This is a genomic window from Nocardia sp. NBC_01503 (genome assembly GCF_036327755.1).
Taxonomy (GTDB): domain Bacteria; phylum Actinomycetota; class Actinomycetes; order Mycobacteriales; family Mycobacteriaceae; genus Nocardia.
This window is the reverse complement of the sequence record NZ_CP109596.1, coordinates 7,718,702-7,737,220: the sequence shown is the minus strand read 5'-3', so window position 1 is coordinate 7,737,220 and position 18,519 is coordinate 7,718,702. Positions and strand designations below refer to the sequence as shown.

19 protein-coding genes and 1 tRNA gene are annotated in these 18,519 nt (G+C 64.2%); 15 read left to right on the top strand and 5 right to left on the bottom strand.

Annotated elements, in window-relative coordinates; translation table 11 throughout:
• The first annotated feature begins 119 nt into the window (after positions 1–119).
• Both OHB26_RS35675 and OHB26_RS35670 read left to right on the top strand, forming a co-directional pair.
• Positions 120–422 (top strand): hypothetical protein, encoded by a 303-nt coding sequence (locus OHB26_RS35675; protein ID WP_330181658.1) that lies wholly within the window; start codon positions 120–122, stop codon positions 420–422.
• Complete coding sequence (locus OHB26_RS35670) at positions 419–658, top strand: MarR family transcriptional regulator (protein WP_330181657.1); 240 nt, start codon at positions 419–421, stop codon at positions 656–658. Before OHB26_RS35675 ends, OHB26_RS35670 begins: the two co-directional genes overlap by 4 nt.
• Before the next feature lie 136 nt (positions 659–794).
• On the opposite strand, the gene OHB26_RS35665 is transcribed toward OHB26_RS35670, so the two are convergent.
• Positions 795–1,694, bottom strand: a complete 900-nt coding sequence (locus OHB26_RS35665) for a ketopantoate reductase family protein (RefSeq protein ID WP_330181656.1) — start codon at positions 1,692–1,694, stop codon at positions 795–797.
• Between the two features lie 136 nt (positions 1,695–1,830).
• Here OHB26_RS35665 and OHB26_RS35660 point away from each other — a divergent pair, with 136 nt between their 5' ends.
• From OHB26_RS35660 to OHB26_RS35650, 3 genes are all read left to right on the top strand, one after another.
• Positions 1,831–3,144 carry a DUF2786 domain-containing protein gene (locus OHB26_RS35660; RefSeq protein ID WP_330181655.1) on the top strand — a complete coding sequence of 438 codons (1,314 nt, stop codon included), beginning with the start codon at positions 1,831–1,833 and terminating at the stop codon, positions 3,142–3,144.
• Positions 3,145–3,224: 80 nt separating this feature from the next.
• Complete coding sequence (locus tag OHB26_RS35655; RefSeq protein ID WP_330181654.1) at positions 3,225–4,376, top strand: serine hydrolase domain-containing protein; 1,152 nt, start codon at positions 3,225–3,227, stop codon at positions 4,374–4,376.
• A 119-nt stretch (positions 4,377–4,495) separates the two neighbouring features.
• Positions 4,496–5,788, top strand: coding sequence for a family 1 glycosylhydrolase (locus OHB26_RS35650; protein WP_330181653.1), 1,293 nt, complete (start codon positions 4,496–4,498; stop codon positions 5,786–5,788).
• Positions 5,789–5,797: 9 nt separating this feature from the next.
• Here the strand turns inward: OHB26_RS35650 and OHB26_RS35645 are convergent, their stop codons facing one another.
• The gene (locus OHB26_RS35645) at positions 5,798–7,468 is read right to left on the bottom strand and encodes a cation:proton antiporter (RefSeq protein WP_330181652.1); all 1,671 of its coding nucleotides are present in this window, start codon (positions 7,466–7,468) and stop codon (positions 5,798–5,800) included.
• Between the two features lie 173 nt (positions 7,469–7,641).
• Between OHB26_RS35645 and OHB26_RS35640 the strand changes: the two genes are divergently transcribed.
• The 6 genes from OHB26_RS35640 to OHB26_RS35615 all read left to right on the top strand — a co-directional run bounded on the left by OHB26_RS35640 (position 7,642) and on the right by OHB26_RS35615 (position 11,972).
• A tRNA-Pro gene (locus OHB26_RS35640) sits at positions 7,642–7,715 on the top strand.
• Positions 7,716–8,179: 464 nt separating this feature from the next.
• The gene (locus OHB26_RS35635; RefSeq protein WP_330181651.1) at positions 8,180–9,271 is read left to right on the top strand and encodes a Fic family protein; all 1,092 of its coding nucleotides are present in this window, start codon (positions 8,180–8,182) and stop codon (positions 9,269–9,271) included.
• A gap of 668 nt (positions 9,272–9,939) precedes the next feature.
• The gene (locus OHB26_RS35630; RefSeq protein ID WP_330181650.1) at positions 9,940–10,122 is read left to right on the top strand and encodes a hypothetical protein; all 183 of its coding nucleotides are present in this window, start codon (positions 9,940–9,942) and stop codon (positions 10,120–10,122) included.
• Between the two features lie 13 nt (positions 10,123–10,135).
• Positions 10,136–10,429: an integrase core domain-containing protein gene (locus tag OHB26_RS35625; RefSeq protein ID WP_330181649.1), complete on the top strand. Its 294-nt coding sequence runs from the start codon at positions 10,136–10,138 to the stop codon at positions 10,427–10,429.
• Positions 10,430–10,823: 394 nt separating this feature from the next.
• A complete protein-coding gene (locus tag OHB26_RS35620) occupies positions 10,824–11,612 on the top strand; it encodes a GTP pyrophosphokinase (protein WP_330181648.1) in 789 nt (262 codons plus the stop codon).
• Between the two features lie 183 nt (positions 11,613–11,795).
• Complete coding sequence (locus OHB26_RS35615) at positions 11,796–11,972, top strand: hypothetical protein (protein WP_330181647.1); 177 nt, start codon at positions 11,796–11,798, stop codon at positions 11,970–11,972.
• A gap of 209 nt (positions 11,973–12,181) precedes the next feature.
• Here OHB26_RS35615 and OHB26_RS35610 read toward each other — a convergent pair whose 3' ends face one another.
• A complete protein-coding gene (locus tag OHB26_RS35610) occupies positions 12,182–12,403 on the bottom strand; it encodes a DUF5988 family protein (RefSeq protein WP_330181646.1) in 222 nt (73 codons plus the stop codon).
• Between the two features lie 168 nt (positions 12,404–12,571).
• Here OHB26_RS35610 and OHB26_RS35605 point away from each other — a divergent pair, with 168 nt between their 5' ends.
• Positions 12,572–13,270: a Pr6Pr family membrane protein gene (locus OHB26_RS35605; protein WP_330181645.1), complete on the top strand. Its 699-nt coding sequence runs from the start codon at positions 12,572–12,574 to the stop codon at positions 13,268–13,270.
• An 85-nt stretch (positions 13,271–13,355) separates the two neighbouring features.
• On the opposite strand, the gene OHB26_RS35600 is transcribed toward OHB26_RS35605, so the two are convergent.
• Positions 13,356–14,126, bottom strand: a complete 771-nt coding sequence (locus OHB26_RS35600; RefSeq protein ID WP_330181644.1) for an SDR family NAD(P)-dependent oxidoreductase — start codon at positions 14,124–14,126, stop codon at positions 13,356–13,358.
• A 215-nt stretch (positions 14,127–14,341) separates the two neighbouring features.
• On the opposite strand from OHB26_RS35600, the gene OHB26_RS35595 reads away from it, so the two are divergent.
• The 3 genes from OHB26_RS35595 to OHB26_RS35585 all read left to right on the top strand — a co-directional run bounded on the left by OHB26_RS35595 (position 14,342) and on the right by OHB26_RS35585 (position 17,877).
• Positions 14,342–15,349, top strand: a complete 1,008-nt coding sequence (locus OHB26_RS35595) for a TerC/Alx family metal homeostasis membrane protein (RefSeq protein ID WP_330181643.1) — start codon at positions 14,342–14,344, stop codon at positions 15,347–15,349.
• A 139-nt stretch (positions 15,350–15,488) separates the two neighbouring features.
• Positions 15,489–16,850, top strand: a complete 1,362-nt coding sequence (locus OHB26_RS35590; RefSeq protein ID WP_330181642.1) for a hemolysin family protein — start codon at positions 15,489–15,491, stop codon at positions 16,848–16,850.
• Positions 16,843–17,877, top strand: coding sequence for a hemolysin family protein (locus OHB26_RS35585; RefSeq protein WP_330181641.1), 1,035 nt, complete (start codon positions 16,843–16,845; stop codon positions 17,875–17,877). The genes OHB26_RS35590 and OHB26_RS35585 overlap by 8 nt, the downstream gene beginning before the upstream one ends.
• Before the next feature lie 149 nt (positions 17,878–18,026).
• On the opposite strand, the gene OHB26_RS35580 is transcribed toward OHB26_RS35585, so the two are convergent.
• Complete coding sequence (locus OHB26_RS35580) at positions 18,027–18,452, bottom strand: hypothetical protein (RefSeq protein WP_330181640.1); 426 nt, start codon at positions 18,450–18,452, stop codon at positions 18,027–18,029.
• Between the last annotated feature and the right edge of the window lie 67 nt (positions 18,453–18,519).

Genomic DNA, 18,519 nt, shown 5'->3' with positions numbered 1-18,519 from the left:
GAGCTCGTAACCGCGGGATGGCTTCGCCGGAGAATCACAGGTGGGGCGGCTGTCCTTTTGCTGTCCCTCTCCGTTCCCGCTCGCCCCGAATCTTGGGTGTGGCGAGAAAAGGGGCTGTGATGCAGGCGAATCCGACGGCTTTGGCGTTCGTCGATCCGGAGATCTCCGGGCCGGGTACGGCCTGGGATTGCGCACAGGTGCGGCGGCTGGCGCGCAGACTCGGCTATGAGCTGCTGTGGCCGCCGGAGGACTCGGCGCTACCGCTCGCCGACCTCGCGCGGGAACTGGATGTGGACGCGGTAATCGTCCCGGCCGCAACACATTTGGACTTCGCTACGGTCGACGCGCTCACCCGGGTATGCGAAATCGAATGCGCCCAGCCACCACTCACCTACACCCGGCGGGCGGTGAGGTACGCATGACCCCGGGTGTACTGGCCGCCGAATACGCCGTTCTGGGCGTACTCGCACCGGGTGATCCGCTCGCGATCGATGAACTTCAGCGCCGTACCGGCCTGACCGGCCGCGCCGTTCGGGCGGCCGTGGCTCGGCTCGAACGACGCGGATTGATCAGCGGGGTGGCACGGCCGGGGCGCTGGCAGATCACCCCGCGTGGGCGGGCGGCATGGGTGACCAAAGGGCGGCGCTGCACCTGGTGAACGCCGCCGGATACGCACACCGGTGTACGCCGCCCGGTGCGACACCCGCGGAGCGTTCGGCAACTATCTCCTCGGTTGCGCAGCGTCCATGTGGTGCTGTTCGGCGGCTCCCGCCGCGGGATGCTCCTGGCCGCTGTCAGGGCCGGGTGTCCAACTCCTGGACCAGGCGGGTCGCCACGGGGACCGGGATGTCGTGGTGAGCCGCGGCGCGCAGGAGTGCGCCGCCGATGGCGTCCAGTTCGAGGGGGCGGCCCGCCTCGGCGTCACGTTGCATGGAGGACTTGGACTCCGGCGGGAAAGCGTTGTAGCGGGCCATGATCTGGGCTGTGTCGGTGGGCGCGCCGTATGCGCGGGCCACCGCTACCGTCTCCGCGGTCAAGGCGGAGAGTTCGTCGGCGTGCTCGGTTCGGATTGTGCCGAGCGGGACCGCGTAGCGGGTGGTCAGTAGCGCGAAGGGGGCCAGGAAGGCCAACTTCGACCAGAGTGCGGCGGCCTCGTCGTCGAGAACGCGGACCGTGGGCCCGGCCTCGGTGAGTGCGTCCGCGAGCGCCTTCAATTGGGTCTCGGGGACGGTGCCGCTGGTCAGGTCGACTTCGACGAAGGGGCTGGCGTGCTCGATTTCGCCGGGAGCTACCCGGGTGGATTCGACGCGAATTATGCCGGGGGACACTCGATCCGGACGATAGCGGTTGCGGAGCAGCGCCGGGTGTTCGACACCGTTCAGCAGCGGGATCACCGGACCGTCACCGAGGGCAGCGGGCGGAATCCGGTCGAGCGCCGAGTCGAGGGCGGTGTGCTTCACCGCGATGAAGCAGACATCGACCGGCTCGCGCAGCTCGGTATCCGCCTCGACCCGGGCCGTGAAATCGCCGAATCGCGTGCTGTGCACCTGTATTCCCTTGGTGCGCAAGGTTTCCACGGTCTCCGGACCGGCCAGGCAGATCACCCGGTTCCCGGCCCGCGCCAGCAATGCCGCGAGCAATCCGCCCACGCCACCCGGCCCCAGAATCGCAACGGTCAGTGCGTTATTCGCCACAGCGAGTTCCTTTCTTCGGTCGACCCCTGGAAAGGTGGCCGCCTGCACCGAGTATGGCAGCCACGCCGAACAGCGGCCGGCGAGGGTTCGGCCCGATAAACGTGCTGAACCCGAGGTGAAATAGGGTCGACGAGTCATGGGTAAACCGAATCGGAAGCATCGTGCGGCCAAACAGCGAGCACAGCAGAGTGCTGCCGAATTCTGGGCGGCAGTCGGTATCCCGGAGGATCGGGAAGCCACCGCCGCGGAGATCGGCAATGCGATCACGGCCGCCGCTCTGCAATCGGCGCGGAGTGGAGCGCGGGGCAAGACCGCGCGCGGGGACGCGATCGTCGCCGAACGCTTCGGCGCGCTCTTCGCCGGACTCCCCGCGAGCGTGGTCGAGCACGGCACCCAACTCGCTGGTCAGCACATTATCGCGAGCGTCTTCCGGAATGGCTGGCTGCCGTCGGATATCGCCCAGGCCGCACAGCGCCGAGGCGATACCTTCGTTGTCGAATTCCTGACCGATGTCATCGCCGCATATGTCCGGCCATTCGCACCCGACACCATCGACGAAACCTGGCGGGCACAGCTCAGCGAACTGGGCGCGGAGGTCTGGTGGTCGGACTCCGCGACGCACCTGTCCCAATGGTCGGTGAAACAGATGCTGACCATCGAGGAGGCATTGACCACCGTTATAGCGGCTCTCGCACTGTTACTCCTGCTGCCCAAGATGGAATCGATCAGACCGCTACCCGGCGCGGCCCGCCCGCAATCCGTACCGCATCATGTGGACGAGAAGGTGCTCGGACGCGTACGCGGCCTGCTCGCCAAGGCCGAATCGACCTCATTTCCCGAAGAGGCCGAGGCGCTTTCGGCCAAGGCACAGGAGTTGATGACCAAATACGCACTCGATCGCGTACTGGTCGATGCCGATACCTCCGCGGTGGACCTGCCCGGCGCGCGCCGAATCTGGCTCGATACCCCGTATACCGATGCCAAGGCGCTGCTGATCGACGCCGTCGCCAAAGCCAATCGCAGCCGCGCCATCTTCGTCGCGGAGTGGGGTTTCGTGACCATTGTCGGCGATGAAACCGACCTCGACGCGGTGGAATTGCTCTCCACCTCCCTGCTGGTCCAGGCGACCCGGGCAATGATCGCGATCGATATCAACGCGACGGGCACCGACGCCCGCACCTTCCGAAAAGCCTTCCTGGTCGCCTATGCCACCCGCATCGGGGAACGACTCGCCGCCGCCACCGCGGCCACCATCGCGCAATCCGCTACGCCGGAACGGCTATTGCCGGTGCTGGCCTCGCATCAACTGGCTGTCGACAACGCCTTCGAAACCCTCTTCCCGCAATCCCGCAGCCGCGGGATTACCATTCGCAGTGCCGAAGGCTGGGACGCCGGACGAGCCGCCGCCGACCGCGCCCGCCTCGACTCCCGTCGCGGCCTCGAGAGGTAGGGGTTCTCGGGGGCTTCTCGGGGTCCGCGTGGGACCTGGGAGCGATGTGGGCGACCGCGCGTCCGTGTGAGTCTGCGGGTATGACTTCGAAGCTGAGGGTTCGACGAATCGTCGTAGGCGGCTTGGCGCTGGCCTGCGCGCTCACCGCATGCAGCTCCGGAGCGGATTCGGCCGCACCGCAACCGCTTTCCGATACCGCGCGGGTCGAGGTGCGGCGTGCCTTGGACGCGGCGGTCGCGGCCGGTACCCCCGGGGTGCAGGTGGTCGTCACCGAACACGGACAAACCTGGACCGCCACCGCGGGAGTCGGGAATATCGACACCAAGGCACCCTTTCCGGACAATGCCGAGGTCCGCGTGGGCAGCAATACCAAGGCTTTCGTCGCGACCGTCATGATGCAGTTGGCAGGCGAAGGGAAAGTCGATCTCGATGCACCGATCGAGCGATATCTCCCCGGTGTGGTGCAGGGCGAAGGCATCGACGGAAACCGCATTACCGTGCGAAACCTCATGCAACACACCAGCGGACTACCCGAATACCTCGAATTGCCGCAACTCGATGCGGATTACGAAACCATGCGCACCTATCACTTCGAATCCGCCGATCTGGTGCGCGCCGCCGTCGCCAGCGGACCCGCGCATTTCCCGCCGGGGGAGAAGGCCGAATACAGCAACACCAACTATCTGATCGTCGGAATGTTGGTGGAGCGACTGACCGGCCATCCCTTCGCCGACGAAGTCGACCGCAGGGTAATCCAGCCACTCGGCCTGAAATCCACCTACATTCCCGCCGCAGGTGAAATCGACATCAGAAATCCGCACCCGCTCGGCTACGAGGTGGTCGACGGAAAGCCCATGGATTTCACCCAATTCGATACGTCCTGGGCGGGCTCCGCCGGCGCCCTCATCTCCACGGGTGCCGACCTGGACCGTTTCTTCACCGCGCTCCTGTTCGAAAAACTGCTCCAGCCAGCGCAATTGGCGGAGATGCGCCGTGATCCCAAACCGCTCACCAACCGAAACGGAATCGACTATGCCCTGGGCCTGGCCCGCCTCAGCGTCCCCTGCGGTAAAGAAGTCTGGGGTCACGGCGGCTCCATCCCCGGGTTCCGAACCCATGACGGAGTGACGGTCGAAGGTCGCGCGGTAACCGTCCTGGCGAATCTGCGTCCGGTCGATCCCGCCGCCACCGAGGCCGTGCAACACGTCTTCGACACGGCGATCTGTCAATAGCGACCGAGCCCGGCTCAAATGAGCATTTGCGCACTTGGACGGTCCGCAAGGCGTGTCGCCCGCACTCGATCTGATCGGACCGCCCCGAAAGTGCTTCTCCGGAAGGTACTCTCGATCCGATGGGACAACGTGCACCGTTCGCGCTGGCATGCATTGTTCTGGCCGCCTTATGCGCGGCCATCACACCCGGGCGGGCCACCGCCGATCCCGGGTTACCCGCTGTCGGCGGCAATTTCCTTTGGGGCGTATCGAGTTCGGGATTCCAGAGCGAAGGCTCCGCACCCGACAGCAATTGGAGCCGCTACGCCGCCTCCGGCCGAGCCGAGAACTACCGCGATTCCGTCGATTTCCTGCACCGCTACGGTGAGGATATCCAGAACGCCGCCGACCTCGGCGTAGGCGTTTACCGGATCAGTGTGGAATGGGCACGCGTACAACCCAATCCGGGCGAATGGGATTTCTCCTTCTATGACGCGATGATCGCGCGCATCCGCGCCGCCGGAATGCGCCCGATGATCACCCTGGACCACTGGGTATTCCCCGGCTGGGAGGTCGACCGCGGCGGCTGGCGCAATCCCGGCATGGTCGAGGACTGGCTGACCAACGCCCGCGCGGTGGTGGACCGGTACGCGGGTTCGGATCCGCTCTGGGTCACCTTCAACGAGCCGCTCGCGTATGTGTCGAAGGAACAGCAGATCGGCGGTATCGGCGCACTCGATGTGACGACCATGATCGATCGAATGGTCGCAGCACACCGCGCCATCTACGACCATATCCACGCGCGGCAGGCCAATGCGATGGTCACCAGCAATATCGCCTACTCGTCCATCGGCGCGGCGCAGGCCGATGCCTCCTTCGTCGACCGCATCGCCGATAAACTCGACTATGTCGGGATCGACTACTACTACGGCGGATCGCTGTCCAAACCACCGAATCTGGCTGCGCTGCTGACCAATCAACCCTCCAGCCTGATTATCGAACCCGACGGCATCTACTACGTACTGCGCAGGTACGCCCAGAAATTTCCGGGCCGACCGCTCTATATCGTCGAGAACGGTATGCCCACCGACAACGGCTCACCAACCACCGACGGGATCACCCGCGCGGACAATCTGCGTGACACCGTCTACTGGATCCAGCGGGCCAAGGCCGACGGTATGAATGTCATCGGCTACAACTACTGGAGCATCACCGACAACTACGAATGGGGCAGCTACGCACCGCGTTTCGGCCTCTACACCGTCGATGTGACCACCGATCCCTCGCTGGCCCGGCGACCCACCCCCGCGGTACCCGCCTATCACGACATCACCGCGATGGGCGGGGTCCCGGCCAACTACGTTCCGACCAGGGCCCCGGCCCTGTGCTCCATCCAGGACCTCCCCTCGAGCTGCCTGAATCCGGTCCGCTGAGCGTGCTGCTCAGCTGATCAAGGTGCCGCGCAGTTCGATGGCGATCTCCGAGGCGTCCAGATTGGCCAGGGCGTTCGCGAGCACATCGGCGTCGAAGGTGCCGTTATCGCGGGCATCGAGCAGCGCCGAGCGTTGTGCGTCGATGACGGCCAGGCGGTGGGCTCTCGCCTCCTGAAAGCTCTGCTGGGTGGGTTCGTCATCCGCCTGCTCCGGCTCCTGGATGGATTGGGCGGTGGTGCGCATCAACTCCACGATCCGGGTCTGTTCGGCCTGTAGCTGTTCCCTGGAGGTGTCCTGGTCGGCATCCGGCGGGAGCAGGCGCAGCAGCGGGCCGATCGTGCCGCCCTGGACGACCAGGGAGAGCAGTGCCACCGCGAACGCGATGAGCACCAGCACCGAACGCTGCGGCGTGTCCTCCGGCAGGGTCTGCGCGGCGGCCACCGTCACCGCGCCGCGCATACCCGCCCACACCACCGCGGTGCCCTCGCGCCAGCCGAGCGGTTCCCGCAGAAAATACTCGATATTGGCCAAACCCTTGGTGACCCGACGGGCAAGTCGATCGAGATCATGTTCGGATACCTTGCGGCGCTTGGTGTTCGCCCGCTCCAGCAGCTGCTGCTTGCCCTCGGCGGTGGACATCTTCTCCTGCATACCCTCGAGCCGGGGCTGCAATTGCTCGCCGCGCCTTACGTTCGCGGCGAGCAAACGCAGCAGCGGGGCGACGAAGGCGGCGCGCACCGCGATCGTCAACAGCAGCGCACCCGCGGCAATGAGCACCGCCGTCCCGACCCCGCCGTGATCGTTCTGAACATTGGTGACGATCGTCCGGATCTGCAAACCCATGGTCAGGAACACCGCGCCCTCGAGCACCAGCTCGATGGTCCGCCAATTCTGACTATCCGAAAGCCTGTTCCGCGGCGAAAGATCTCGCGGCGCACGGATTCCCGTAATCAAACCGGCGACCACCGCCGCCACCAGCCCCGAAGCGCCGAGCAGCTCCGCGGGCACCGACGCCACGAACGGCACCGTGAACGAGATGACCGTATTCACCGTCGAATCGGTGACCCGCTTCCGGACCATCAAATTCAGCCGCCCGATCACCCACCCGATCGCCACCGCGACCAACACCGAGTACACGAACGTCCCCACCGCACCCCAGAACGCGAACGACGCCGCCGTAGCCACAATCGCGGTACGCAACAGCACAAGTGCCGTCGCATCATTGAGCAAACTCTCCCCATCGAGCATCGCCACCACCCGTTTGGACACCGACGTCTGCTTGATGATCGACGTCGCCACCGCATCCGTAGGACTGATGATCGCCCCCAGCGCCACACCCCAGGCGAACCCCACATCCGGGATCACCACCATGAAGAACACCCCCAGCGCGAGCGCACTCGCCACCACCAACAACACCGAAAGCCCACTGATAGCGCCGAATTCCCGCCTGAAGTTCATCGCGGGCATGGACACCGCCGACGAGTAGAGCAACGGCGGCAACACCCCCTCGAGGATCCACTCCGGCTCGATCCGCACGGCGGCGAAGATCGGCATCAAACTGGCCAAAACCCCAATCCCCACCAACACCAACGGCGAAGCGATCCCCACCCGCGGCCCCACCACCGCCGACCCCGCAATCACCAGCAGCGCCGCGACACTCACGATCAACAGTTCGGTCACCGCCCCATCCTGACAGCGCCCCCACCCCAACCCCCGGCACCGCGAGTCCACACCTCCCCGGTGTCGCCGCCCCACCCGCTCACCGCCGGTGGAATCGCCCAGAACCAGCCGATTTGGAGGAACCGGGGGGTGCTGATGTAATCTCATCGAGCACGAAGCGAAGCGGAGTGCAACGGGCTGTGGCGCAGCTTGGTAGCGCACTTGACTGGGGGTCAAGTGGTCGCAGGTTCAAATCCTGTCAGCCCGACAGTGTGCAGGTCGGAGCGGGTTTCCCGCTCCGACCTGCTTCTGTTAATTGGGGCGAATGCTACGCATTTCCGGAGCGCCTGAGTCAATCGAAAATGCCCTGACCAGGCATTTCACTCTCGGGTTGAGCACTTGACTCGCTGTCAAGTGCGCGGATGGTGAAACATATTCTGCTACTTCAGCTTTCGCGCCTTAGGCGTTGCGATGGCACCGTTCGAGTTCACGGCGATGTGGCGTCAAGTCCGGCATCCTCCCAGGTGGGGTCGCTATTCTGCACCGCGCGGTCACCACTGTTCTGTGGACCGATCGTGGACCAGCGCTGGTCCAGGATCGGTCCATAAGCGTCTAGAGCGGACCCGGGCACCGATCGGGTGGCCTGGCCACCAGGCTCATCCGGGTGCGTTATCAGGCAAATAAACACGCTTTAAAGACGCAATGTTCACAATTTATCGGTAAACTGGTCCGATGTTCCAGCCGAACTTCACGATCACCCCTGCTGCCGCGACTTCGCTGATGGCCATCGAGGCAGACCGCCAGGCGATCATGGAACTACCGATCAATGTCGACGTACTCGCAGGTCTGCGAGAGACCGCACGACTGGCGGCAACCCACTACTCCACCCAGATCGAGGGAAACCGGCTGACCCAGGCACAGGTCGCGAAAGCCCTTGCCGGAGCCCATTTTCCGGGCCGAGAACGCGACGAAGCCGAAGTCCGAAACTACTACCGCGCCCTCGAACACATCGAATCCCTGGCGATCGAGGGCGGCCCGATCGATGAAGTCGAACTCCGGCGGGTCCACGGATTCGTCATGACCGGCAAACGGACACCGACACCGTACCGGCCCGGCCAGAACGAGATTCGCGAAGCAGTTAACGGCCGTGTGGTCTACATGCCACCAGAGGCACCCGATGTTCCCGAACTGATGTCGGACCTGTTCGCGTGGATCAACACCCGCATGGCCGAACACGATCTGCCCGCACCACTGGTCGCGGCGCTGACCCACTACCAGTACGCCACGATCCATCCGTATTACGACGGCAACGGCCGCACCGCCCGCCTGCTCACTACGCTCGTCCTGCACCGAGCGGGCTACGGGCTCAAAGGCATTTACTCCCTCGACGAGCACTACGCCCGTAACCTCGCCGGCTACTACGCGGCACTGACCGTCGGTCCCTCGCACAACTACTACCTCGGCCGGGCCGAAGCCGACCTCACCGGCTTCCTGAACTTCTTCTGCGACAGCATGGCCCAAGCCCTCGGTTCGGTACGCACCCGAGCCACCGACGTCGCCCAGACACCGGGAAACCGTCACACCGACGACACCGCGGCACTGAGACAGCTCGACCCGCGTCAACGACGCGCCCTGGAACTCTTCCGCGACAGCGCGATAGTCACCAGTTCCCACATCGCCACACACCTGGGCATCAGTCCCCGCACAGCAAACACCCTGATACGCAGTTGGATAGACGACGACTTCCTCGAAGTAGACGACCCCTCCAAGAAGAAACGCACCTACCGCCTCCGGCCACGATACGAGCGACTGGTCAGCCCCTAACCGACCACCTGACATCCCAGTCAAGCAAATACGGCGGGCCGGGTGAACCCGGCCATAGGTCGATTGCGGCAGTTGGGACTGCCCCAACCAAAGTGACTTGTGCGCAAAGGGGGTGTCGCCTGCGCGGCGAGCACGACGACATCAGTGACCGTTCCGGGGTGAGTCCGAGCATCGCGGGCACGCTCGCGATGAGTTACCGCGGGTCGGTGAGCGGGATGTCGGGATTAGGAGAGCCGGACTCAGAGGCATGACAAGCTCCTCCGAGGAGATGAAAGCTCCACGAACACAACGAGAACGAGCCCAGCAGCCAAGCGCCGCGCCGTGGACATGCTTCGTGAGTGCAAGAGGATGTCGGAACGGTTCGCGTGCAAGGTCGTTGGGCTGAATCGGTCGACGCATCGGCGGTTGCCGATCAAGGACACCCCGACCGATCCGGACGCTGGTTTGCGGGCGTGGCTGCGCTCGTACGCGGTCAAGAATCAGGGGCACGGGTTCCGCCGCGCCTGTGCGGCCCTGCGGTTCGACGAGGGCGCAGGGGTCAACATCAAGAAGATCCACCGTCTTTGGCGCGAGGAGGGCCTACAGGTCCGCGAACACCATCCTCGCAAACGGGCCGGGGTTTCTCGGTCCCGCCGGTCGAGGCCGATGCCCCGAAAGTAGTGTGGGCGTTGGATTTCCAGTTCGACTCCACCACCGACGGCCGGGCGGTGAAGATCGCATCGATGATCGACGAACACACCCGCGAATCCCTGCTGCACGTGGTGGAACAGTCGATCACAGCCGACCGGCTGGTCGCCGAGTTGGAGAAAGTTTTCACCGCCCCGGCGGCCCGCCGAGGGTACTGCGGATGACAACGGCCCGGAGATGATTTCCCATGCTCTGCAAAGGTTTTGCGCCGACCGGGTCGGGATCTCCTACATTCCACCGGGCACACCCTGGAACAACGGCTTCGTCGAATCGTTCAACCGGCGGCTGCGGACCGAGTGCCTCAACCGCAACCACTGGACCAGTCTGCTCGAGGCGCGGGTGGTGATCGGCGACTTCAAGATCGACCACAATCGGCGGCACCGACATTCGGCGCTGGGATACCTGACGCCGGCCGAGTACTCTGCGGCCTGCACTCACACCCACCATCCGGTGGCCTGCGGGACCAACTGAACACGGTACGAAATCACCTGGCTCTATACCCGGGTGGTCTCGTCATCGGGGACCGCTCAGTCGTGCTCACGGCCTCGGTGGTGCTCAGTTCGCGTCGACCGCTACCGGTAGTGCCCACACAGCTCGATCCACTGGATGTTGCGAAGAAGGAAGTCGGACTGACGAGATCCCTCAATTGGTCCACCCTCCGGGGCCCGTCTCGTCACCCGGCTGAGGTCTGCTGAGGTCTTATGCACCGGTAGTTTCGTGCCCACCGCTGTTTGCACTCGCGGTCCGGAGTGATCCAATCCCTCCCCCTCGGTCACCACCGCTCGGCCAAGCTCTGGACCAGGCGGGTCGGTCAACACCGCACCGGCTGCGGCGTTCGTAGTGTGCCAAAGGCACAATGAACTCAATGAAACCCTGGCAACTGGACCACATCATTGACGACGGCCTGCTTGGCAACCGACAGCAGGTCGGCATCGACGACCTCCGGGTGCTCAGAGAGCAGTTCGTGGATTTCATGCTCGGCTACAAGTTCGCGATCGACGAGGTCACGACCAAAATCAATATCCTGCGTGAGGACTTCAACAACGCGCACGAGTACAACCCCATCGAGCACGTCGGATCGCGGCTCAAGTCCCCTGAAAGCGTGCTGGAGAAGGTTCGGCGCAAAAACTACGCGATGAACCTGGCGGCGATCCGGGAGAACGTGCTTGATATCGCCGGGGTTCGGGTGGTTTGTAGCTTCATCTCCGATATCGGCACGATCAGGGATATGTTGGCGGGCCAGGAGGACATTACGGTTCTGGAGGAGCGCGACTACATCTCCAACCGCAAACCGAACGGATACCGGAGCCTGCACTTGATCGTGTCGATTCCGGTGTTTCGTTCCGACCGGACCCAACCAATACCGGTCGAGATCCAGATCCGCACTATCGCGATGGATTTCTGGGCCAGCCTCGAACACAAGATCTACTACAAATATCAAGGCGAGGTTCCCCCGAACCTTCGCAGCGACCTCGCCCAGGCGGCCGAGGTGGCCACTCAGCTCGACGAGAAGATGGAGGCTCTCCATCGCCAGGTCGATCGCAGCGCGCGCCCGAAGAAGAGCGCAGCTGATTCTCTGGATCTCAGCATGTTGTACAACAGCCTCATCGCTGACCAGCCCGTACGTCTGCGGCCCGGCGATCTTCCGATTTGAGCCCCGCGCACTCGGGCGCTGGCGTCCAGCCGCGTGCGTATTGCACGGGATCGGCTGCGGTGCCGAAAGGACGTGGCTACCCCTTCACCGGAGGTGTCGGGATGCGCAGGTTCACTACCGCCGTCGAACGGCTGAGGACCGCCTGATCGCCGTTTGACATCACCGAACACCGAAATTCGACTGTTGCACGTACTGAAGGAGGTCGGTGCGATCGAGGACATCATCGCCCTGGCCGACTGCCTAGCCGCCGACGCCGCCCTGGAAATCCCGAACATCGTGGCCTGGCGGCTGCGAGCGCTGAAGGAGGTTGGTGCGACCGAACAGATCACCGCCCTGGCCGTGAGTTGCTGGCGCAAGTAGCGCAATCGATTCTCAGAGCTGCTGTCCTCTCCGGTCAGCCCCTGCGGCGCGGCGGTTTACGACGTCGGTCACGATTGCCTTACTGAATAGTCGTGCTGAACGATTCCCGCAGGCGATGTGACACCGAATGCTCGAATACGCGTGTCGATGACACGCAGGGGGCAGACCTTTCAGGCATAGCCGCGTCTGTAATCCTGGGCCTGTCAGTACTATTCGGCGATGCGGGTGCGGTACGCCCATCTGAACACCGGCAACGATGTGCCGTCGAGGGTCACGGTTGAGTCGGTGGGGTCGAAGTGCTCGTATCCGCTGAGGCGGGGAACCTTCACCGGCAACGAAGTTGCGGCGGCGTTGATTGTCCAATAGTTCGGGATACCGCTCGGGCCGTCGGCGCGCTGCTGCGTGAGGTCCAAACGTGTTCGGGGGATCATGTCTCGTCCGGTCGCCTACATCCGTCGATGCATGCCTGCGCGTCGAATCCGGTGGCCAAGTTCAATAATTCGAGTCTGCGCCACCGACTGCCCGTAGTCGCCGCGCCGTTCAGCTGCCGGCAGGCGATGGGGCGTGTGCGTGGATGCTCAGCGGATAGGGTTCGGCCCATGGATGTGAAATGGGCGCGTGCCTGGTTCGTGGTGACTGCCGCGTGTGTTGTTGTGGGCGTGGTCATGCAGGTGGTGCTGGCTTGGCAGAACCACATGCCGATGATCGCCGAGACGGGCGAGTTGTTCCAGAAGTTCGGTGGTAGCCCAATTGCGCGAGCGCTGAACGTCTTCGCGTTCTTCACCGTGCAGTCGAATCTGATCGTGGGCGTGACGAGTTTGCTGCTCGCGCTCGATCGGAATCGGTCCTCGACGGTGTTCGCGGTGTTCCGGCTGATCGGGCTCGTGGCGATCACGGTCACCGGGCTGGTTTACCACGTCGCGCTCAGCAATCTGTTCCGGTTGGACAGTTGGGCGCTGGCCGCCGATCAACTCTTGCACACGGTGGTGCCGGTCATGACCGTCGTGGGCTGGCTCGCGTTCGGGCCACGGGGGCTGACCTCGGCGCGGATCGTGAAGCTGACGGTTCTGTTCCCGCTCGCCTACATGATCTTCACCGTCATCCGCGGCCCGCTGGCCTCGGACTGGTACCCCTACCCGTTCGCGGACGTGCACGCCCTGGGATACCTGCGCGTACTCATCAACGGCCTGTGGATCGGGTTGCTGTTCGTCGCGCTCGCGGCCGGTGCTGCCTGGATCGACAAACGCCTGTCGGCCAAGCAAGCCACCACTGTTGTGCCCGCGGAGACACATTCCTGACTTCTCGGCTTCGGAGATGTCGAGCGTGTTCTCATCGAGCCTGCTTCGGGATCCGCACCGGTCGGTGCGGATCCCGAAGTGCGTTTCAGAGGGCGGTGCCGCCGCTGGCGTCGATGGTTTGTCCGGTGACCCAGCGGGCATCGTCTCCGGCCAGGAAGGCCACGACGTCGGCGACATCGGCGGGGCGGCCGAGGCGGCCGAGCGCCACATTGGCCGAGGCTTCACGCTGTCCATCGGGATTGTCGATGAGTGCGGCGTTCATATCGGTGAGAGTGAAGCCGGGGGAGACGGCATTGACGGTGATGCCGCGCGGGCCGAGCTGGTGCGCGAGTACCCGGGTGAACGAATCGATCGCGCCCTTGGTCATGGTGTACGCCAGCGCATCCGGGATCGCCACCCGGGTCAGGACCGAGGACACATTGACCACTCGGCCACCCTCGCGCAAACGATCCAGCAACCCTTGGACCAGAAAGAAGGGAGCGCGGACATTGGTGGCGAACAGGAGATCGAACTCCTCGGGCGTCATGGCGTCCACGCCCGTTACCGAGGAGATGCCCGCGTTGTTGACCAGGATGTCCAGGCCGCCGGGTACGCCGAGGTTCGCGAAGCCCGCGTCGATCTCGTTCAGCAGTGCGGTGTAGTCGGTCGAGCTGAGGTCGCCACCCACGGCGAACGCTTGACCGCCCGCTGCGTGAATACCGGCGACAACCTCTTTCGCCGCCGTATCGTTTCGACCGAAATGCACTGCGACCGTTGCCCCGTCGCGAGCCAATCGTTCGGCGGTGGCACGTCCGATGCCTCGGCTGGCGCCGGTCACCAGGGCTGTCTTGCCTGTCAGTTTCTTGGCTTCGCTCATGAATCGATCCTACGGACGAGATCATCAGCAATCCGACAGCACACCACAAACTGGACAAGCGAGCTAAAACTCGGCTATTCTCGGCGGCGAGGGGAGTACTTCCCAAGAATCATTCCGGTCAATACGGACTGCGCCATCGCGGTCCCCGGGTGGTCACCCGGTTGTTCGGGTGAAGGAGACCTCAGGCTGGTTTAACCGTGCTTGAGGAGGCTCCGTTGAATACCGCCGCATCTTTGCTGGCGAGTCCCGCCGCTATCGAATCCATTGGCACGCCCTGGTTGTGGGCTGGAACTATTGGCGTCGTCCTGGTGTTGCTGGTGCTCGATTTCGCGATAACCCGTCGCCCGCACGAGGTTTCGATGCGCGAAGCGATCGGGTGGACCGTCTTCTATATCGCCCTGCCCGTCGCGTTCGGCGTATACCTTTGGGCCAGTAACGGTTCCACGACCGGCGTGGAATTCTTCACCGGATATCTGCTCGAGAAATCGCTGTCGGTGGACAACCTGTTCGTGTTCATGCTGTTGCTCTCGGCGTTCGCGGTTCCCGCTGCCCTGGCCCAGCGCGTGCTGTTGTTCGGTATCGCCGGTGCCTTGGTATTGCGCGGCATCTTCATCGCCCTCGGCGCGGCCGCCTTGGCCACCCTGGACTGGGCGTTCCTGCTCTTCGGCGCGATCCTGCTGATCACCGCGATCAAACTGCTCGCGGACACCGTGCGCGGTGACGAGCAGACCGTGGACATCTCGTCCATGAAGTCGGTCAAGCTGATGCGCAAGTTCATGCCGGTCACCGACGACTACCAGGGCACCCGCATGACCGTCATGCGGGCGGGAAAGCGCGCCCTGACCCCGCTGGCCTTGGTCGTTGCCGCCGTCATGGTTACCGACCTGGTGTTCGCGGTCGACTCGGTGCCCGCGGTCTACGGCGTGACCGGTGATCCGTTCCTGGTGTTCGCCACCAACGCGTTCGCGCTGTTGGGTTTGCGCGCACTGTATTTCGTGCTGCACGCCGCGCTGTCACGACTGGTGCACCTTGCCTACGGCCTGGCTGCGATCCTCGGGTTCATCGGTGTGAAACTGGTTCTGCACTGGGCGCACGGTGTCTGGGCCGGCGTGCCGACCATTCCGACGGTCGCTTCGCTGCTGGTCATCGTGGTGGTGTTGACCGCCGTTACCGCGACCAGCCTGTATGCCACCCGCGATCAGGAACCCGCCGCGGTCTCCTGATCGATGCCGCGGCAACAAGTACTCAGGAATCAAAGAAATCGACTTACTCATGTCGCAACTGAAATGAGCCGATGAACCGCACAGCACGACAGTATCGAGCTGACCTGGACGCCGGATATTCGAGGCGAGTGTGGTCGCGGTGATTGTGTTGAATATCGCCCTCGGTGTCCTGGTCGTTCTGCTGATCACCGCACTGACGGGGTACTTCGTCGCACAGGAATTCGCCTATATGGCGGTGGACCGCTCGCGGCTGAAGGTCCGCGCCGAAGCTGGTGATGCCACTGCCGCAAGGGCTTTGGCGGTGACCAGGCGAACCTCGTTCATGTTGTCGGGTGCTCAGCTCGGCATCACCGTCACCGGTCTGCTGGTGGGCTATGTCGCCGAACCGCTCATCGGCCGAGGCTTGGGAGTGCTGCTCGGCGGTGTCGGTATTCCGACCGGAGTGGGCGTCGCGGTGGGTGCGGTACTGGCTCTTGCCTTCTCAACTGTCGTGCAGATGATTTTCGGTGAGCTGTTCCCGAAGAATCTCGCCATCGCTCGGCCGGAACAGGTGGCGCTGCGACTCGGGTTGTCGACCGTCGCCTATCTGCGGATGTTCGGTTGGCTCATCTCGCTTTTCGATAGAGCGGCGAATCTGCTGTTGCGCGCGCTGCGGATCGAACCGGTGCACGATGTGGAGCATTCGGCCACCCCGCGCGATCTCGAACACATCGTCGCGGCCTCGCGGGAATCCGGGGAACTGCCGCGCGAGCTCTCCACACTGCTGGATCGGATTCTCGACTTCCCCACTCGCACAGCAGAACACGCGATGATTCCGCGATCCCGCACCGATGTCGTGGAGCACGACGAACCGGTCGCGAAGGTGCTCGAGCGGATGCGCACCGGGCACACCCGCTATCCGGTGGTCGGGGAGACCAGCGATGACCTGCGCGGCGTCATCCATCTGCACGATCTGCTCGAGGGTGAGCTCATCGGTACGGCCGGAGACCGGACCCGATCGGCGGTCACGGTGCCCGAATCGCTGCCGTTGCCCGATGTCATCGCCGCACTGGCGGCGGCGAAACAGGAGATGGCGCTGATCATCGACGAATACGGCGGATTCGCGGGTGTGATCACCGTGGAGGACATCGCCGAGGAATTGGTCGGCGAGATCGCCGACGAACACGATCCCGAAGTCGACAGCAAGGTCGTGACCGTGGACGGCGGCTGGGTGATCGCCGCCGACCTACATCTGGACGAGGTGCGGCGATTGCTGGATCTGGTGCTGCCGCACGGGGATTACGAGACCCTCGCCGGTCTGGTGATCACCAGGTTCGGTGGACTTCCCGGGCCCGGAGACACCGTCGAGATCGCGCTCGAACCCCACGCCGCGGACGTGATCTCCGAGCAGCCTCGACCCCGGCGGTGGCTGATCGCCCGGGTGCTCGAGGTCGACAAGCGCGTTCCGTCGCAGATCTTCATCACCGTCCACCGCGAGCAGGAGCCGACCTCCGATGAGTAACCCCTGGGTAGTCATCGCGATCACGATCGTTCTGATCGCGGCCAGCGCCTTCTTCGTCGCGGTGGAGTTCGCGCTCATCGCCGCCCGCAAACACCGGCTCGAGGATGCCGCCGCCACGAGCTCGGCCGCACGCGCCGCGCTGCGCAGCGCCTCGGAACTGTCGGTGTTGCTGGCGGGTTCACAGCTCGGCATCACCCTGTGCACTGTGGCGCTCGGTGCGCTCACCAAACCCGCTGTGCATTACTGGCTCACCCCGGTGATCGAGACGTTCGGTGCGCCACTGTGGATCGCCGACGCCGCGGGCTTCGTACTCGCGCTCATCGTGGTGACGTTCCTGCACCTGGTCGTCGGTGAGATGGCCCCCAAGTCGTGGGCCATCGCCCATCCGGAGCGGTCGGCCATTCTGCTGGCGGTGCCGATGCGCGCATTCATGTGGTTGACCCGCCCGCTGCTCGTGGTGTTGAACCGGATCGCCAACTGGTTCCTGCGCCGAGTCGGCGTCACCCCGGTCGACGAGGTCGAGGCCGGTCAGAATCCGGCCACGCTGCATCATCTGATCGAGCATTCCGCCACCGTCGGCACACTCGACGAGCGCTATCGCGGACACCTCACCGCCGCACTGGAACTCGAGGCATTGACCGTCGGCGATATGACCCGGCCCGACACCGCGTTCAGCAGCGTCACCCCGGATGCCGACGCGCGCACCTTACAAGCGGCCGCGCTCGGTAGCGGGCATCTGCGGCTGATCGTTCGTGACGGCGACACGGTCGAGGGCGTGGTCCACGTTCGAGACAGCCTCCATATGCCCGCGAGCGTGACCGCGCGTGAGCTCATGCGGCCGGTGCTCCTGCTCGCACGCACCGTGCCGGTGTACGAAGCACTACGCACGATGCGTGAAACCCGCAGCCATATCGCGATCGTGATCGATCCTGAGACCGACCTTCCGATCGGCCTTGTCACGATGACCGACGTGCTGGAAAAGTTGCTGCCCGCCGCCGGTGCGGCGCAGAAAACGTCTGTCGCGTAACGAATCTCGGTCTGAACTCGGGCCATCTCTCGCTCGACCCGAGCCGAGATCCGCTGAATTCGATGCCGCCGTCGCCTACCGCTGTGCCCTTGCCGTCATTTCTTGGTTCGGCACACGGACGAACGACCGAGTCGGCACGGCTCCGTTGGTTACTGGCCGCGGGCGGCGCAGCGGAACCAGCCGCGGAAGCTGATCTCGCAGAACGCGCCCGCGTAGGACAGTTTGGGGCCGAAGGGGCCTTGCTCGTTGGCGACCTGGAAGAAGTCGGGGTTGCCGCCAGGCTGGGTGTAGGACTGGCTGAAATCGTAGGAGGGGTGCAAGCCGCCGGCGTCCTGGATGGACTGTGGTGCGGGGATCGAGATCGGGATGCCGCCGCCGATCGGAATGGTGAAGATCGAGACGTCTTGCCAGCCGTCGCAACCGATTACGCCGTCCGGGGTGATCGCGCAGTTCTTGCCGCCGTAGTTGAAGTAGACCGAGTCCGGAGGAGCTGCCTGCGCGGGCACGGTCGCCACCAGGGGTGCTGTCACGGCTGCGGTCACGCCGGCGGCAATCAGGAGTCCGAAGCGCTTCATGTCACTGATCCTTCGTCGAAGGCTAGGCGAATGACTGAATGGTCGCGCTAGCTGATGGGTAGCCACG

Excerpts from the sequence above, each read along its gene's own strand:
- OHB26_RS35660 (WP_330181655.1), top strand. The coding sequence starts at position 1,831 with ATGGGTAAACCGAATCGGAAGCATCGTGCGGCCAAACAGCGAGCACAG.
- OHB26_RS35655 (WP_330181654.1), top strand. The coding sequence starts at position 3,225 with ATGACTTCGAAGCTGAGGGTTCGACGAATCGTCGTAGGCGGCTTGGCG.
- OHB26_RS35600 (WP_330181644.1), bottom strand. The coding sequence starts at position 14,126 with ATGAGCGAAGCCAAGAAACTGACAGGCAAGACAGCCCTGGTGACCGGC.
- OHB26_RS35610 (WP_330181646.1), bottom strand. The coding sequence starts at position 12,403 with ATGATCCCCCGAACACGTTTGGACCTCACGCAGCAGCGCGCCGACGGC.
- OHB26_RS35635 (WP_330181651.1), top strand. The coding sequence starts at position 8,180 with ATGTTCCAGCCGAACTTCACGATCACCCCTGCTGCCGCGACTTCGCTG.
- OHB26_RS35625 (WP_330181649.1), top strand. The coding sequence starts at position 10,136 with ATGATTTCCCATGCTCTGCAAAGGTTTTGCGCCGACCGGGTCGGGATC.
- OHB26_RS35650 (WP_330181653.1), top strand. The coding sequence starts at position 4,496 with ATGGGACAACGTGCACCGTTCGCGCTGGCATGCATTGTTCTGGCCGCC.
- OHB26_RS35675 (WP_330181658.1), top strand. The coding sequence starts at position 120 with ATGCAGGCGAATCCGACGGCTTTGGCGTTCGTCGATCCGGAGATCTCC.
- OHB26_RS35605 (WP_330181645.1), top strand. The coding sequence starts at position 12,572 with ATGGATGTGAAATGGGCGCGTGCCTGGTTCGTGGTGACTGCCGCGTGT.
- OHB26_RS35670 (WP_330181657.1), top strand. The coding sequence starts at position 419 with ATGACCCCGGGTGTACTGGCCGCCGAATACGCCGTTCTGGGCGTACTC.
- OHB26_RS35585 (WP_330181641.1), top strand. The coding sequence starts at position 16,843 with ATGAGTAACCCCTGGGTAGTCATCGCGATCACGATCGTTCTGATCGCG.
- OHB26_RS35620 (WP_330181648.1), top strand. The coding sequence starts at position 10,824 with ATGAAACCCTGGCAACTGGACCACATCATTGACGACGGCCTGCTTGGC.
- OHB26_RS35580 (WP_330181640.1), bottom strand. The coding sequence starts at position 18,452 with ATGAAGCGCTTCGGACTCCTGATTGCCGCCGGCGTGACCGCAGCCGTG.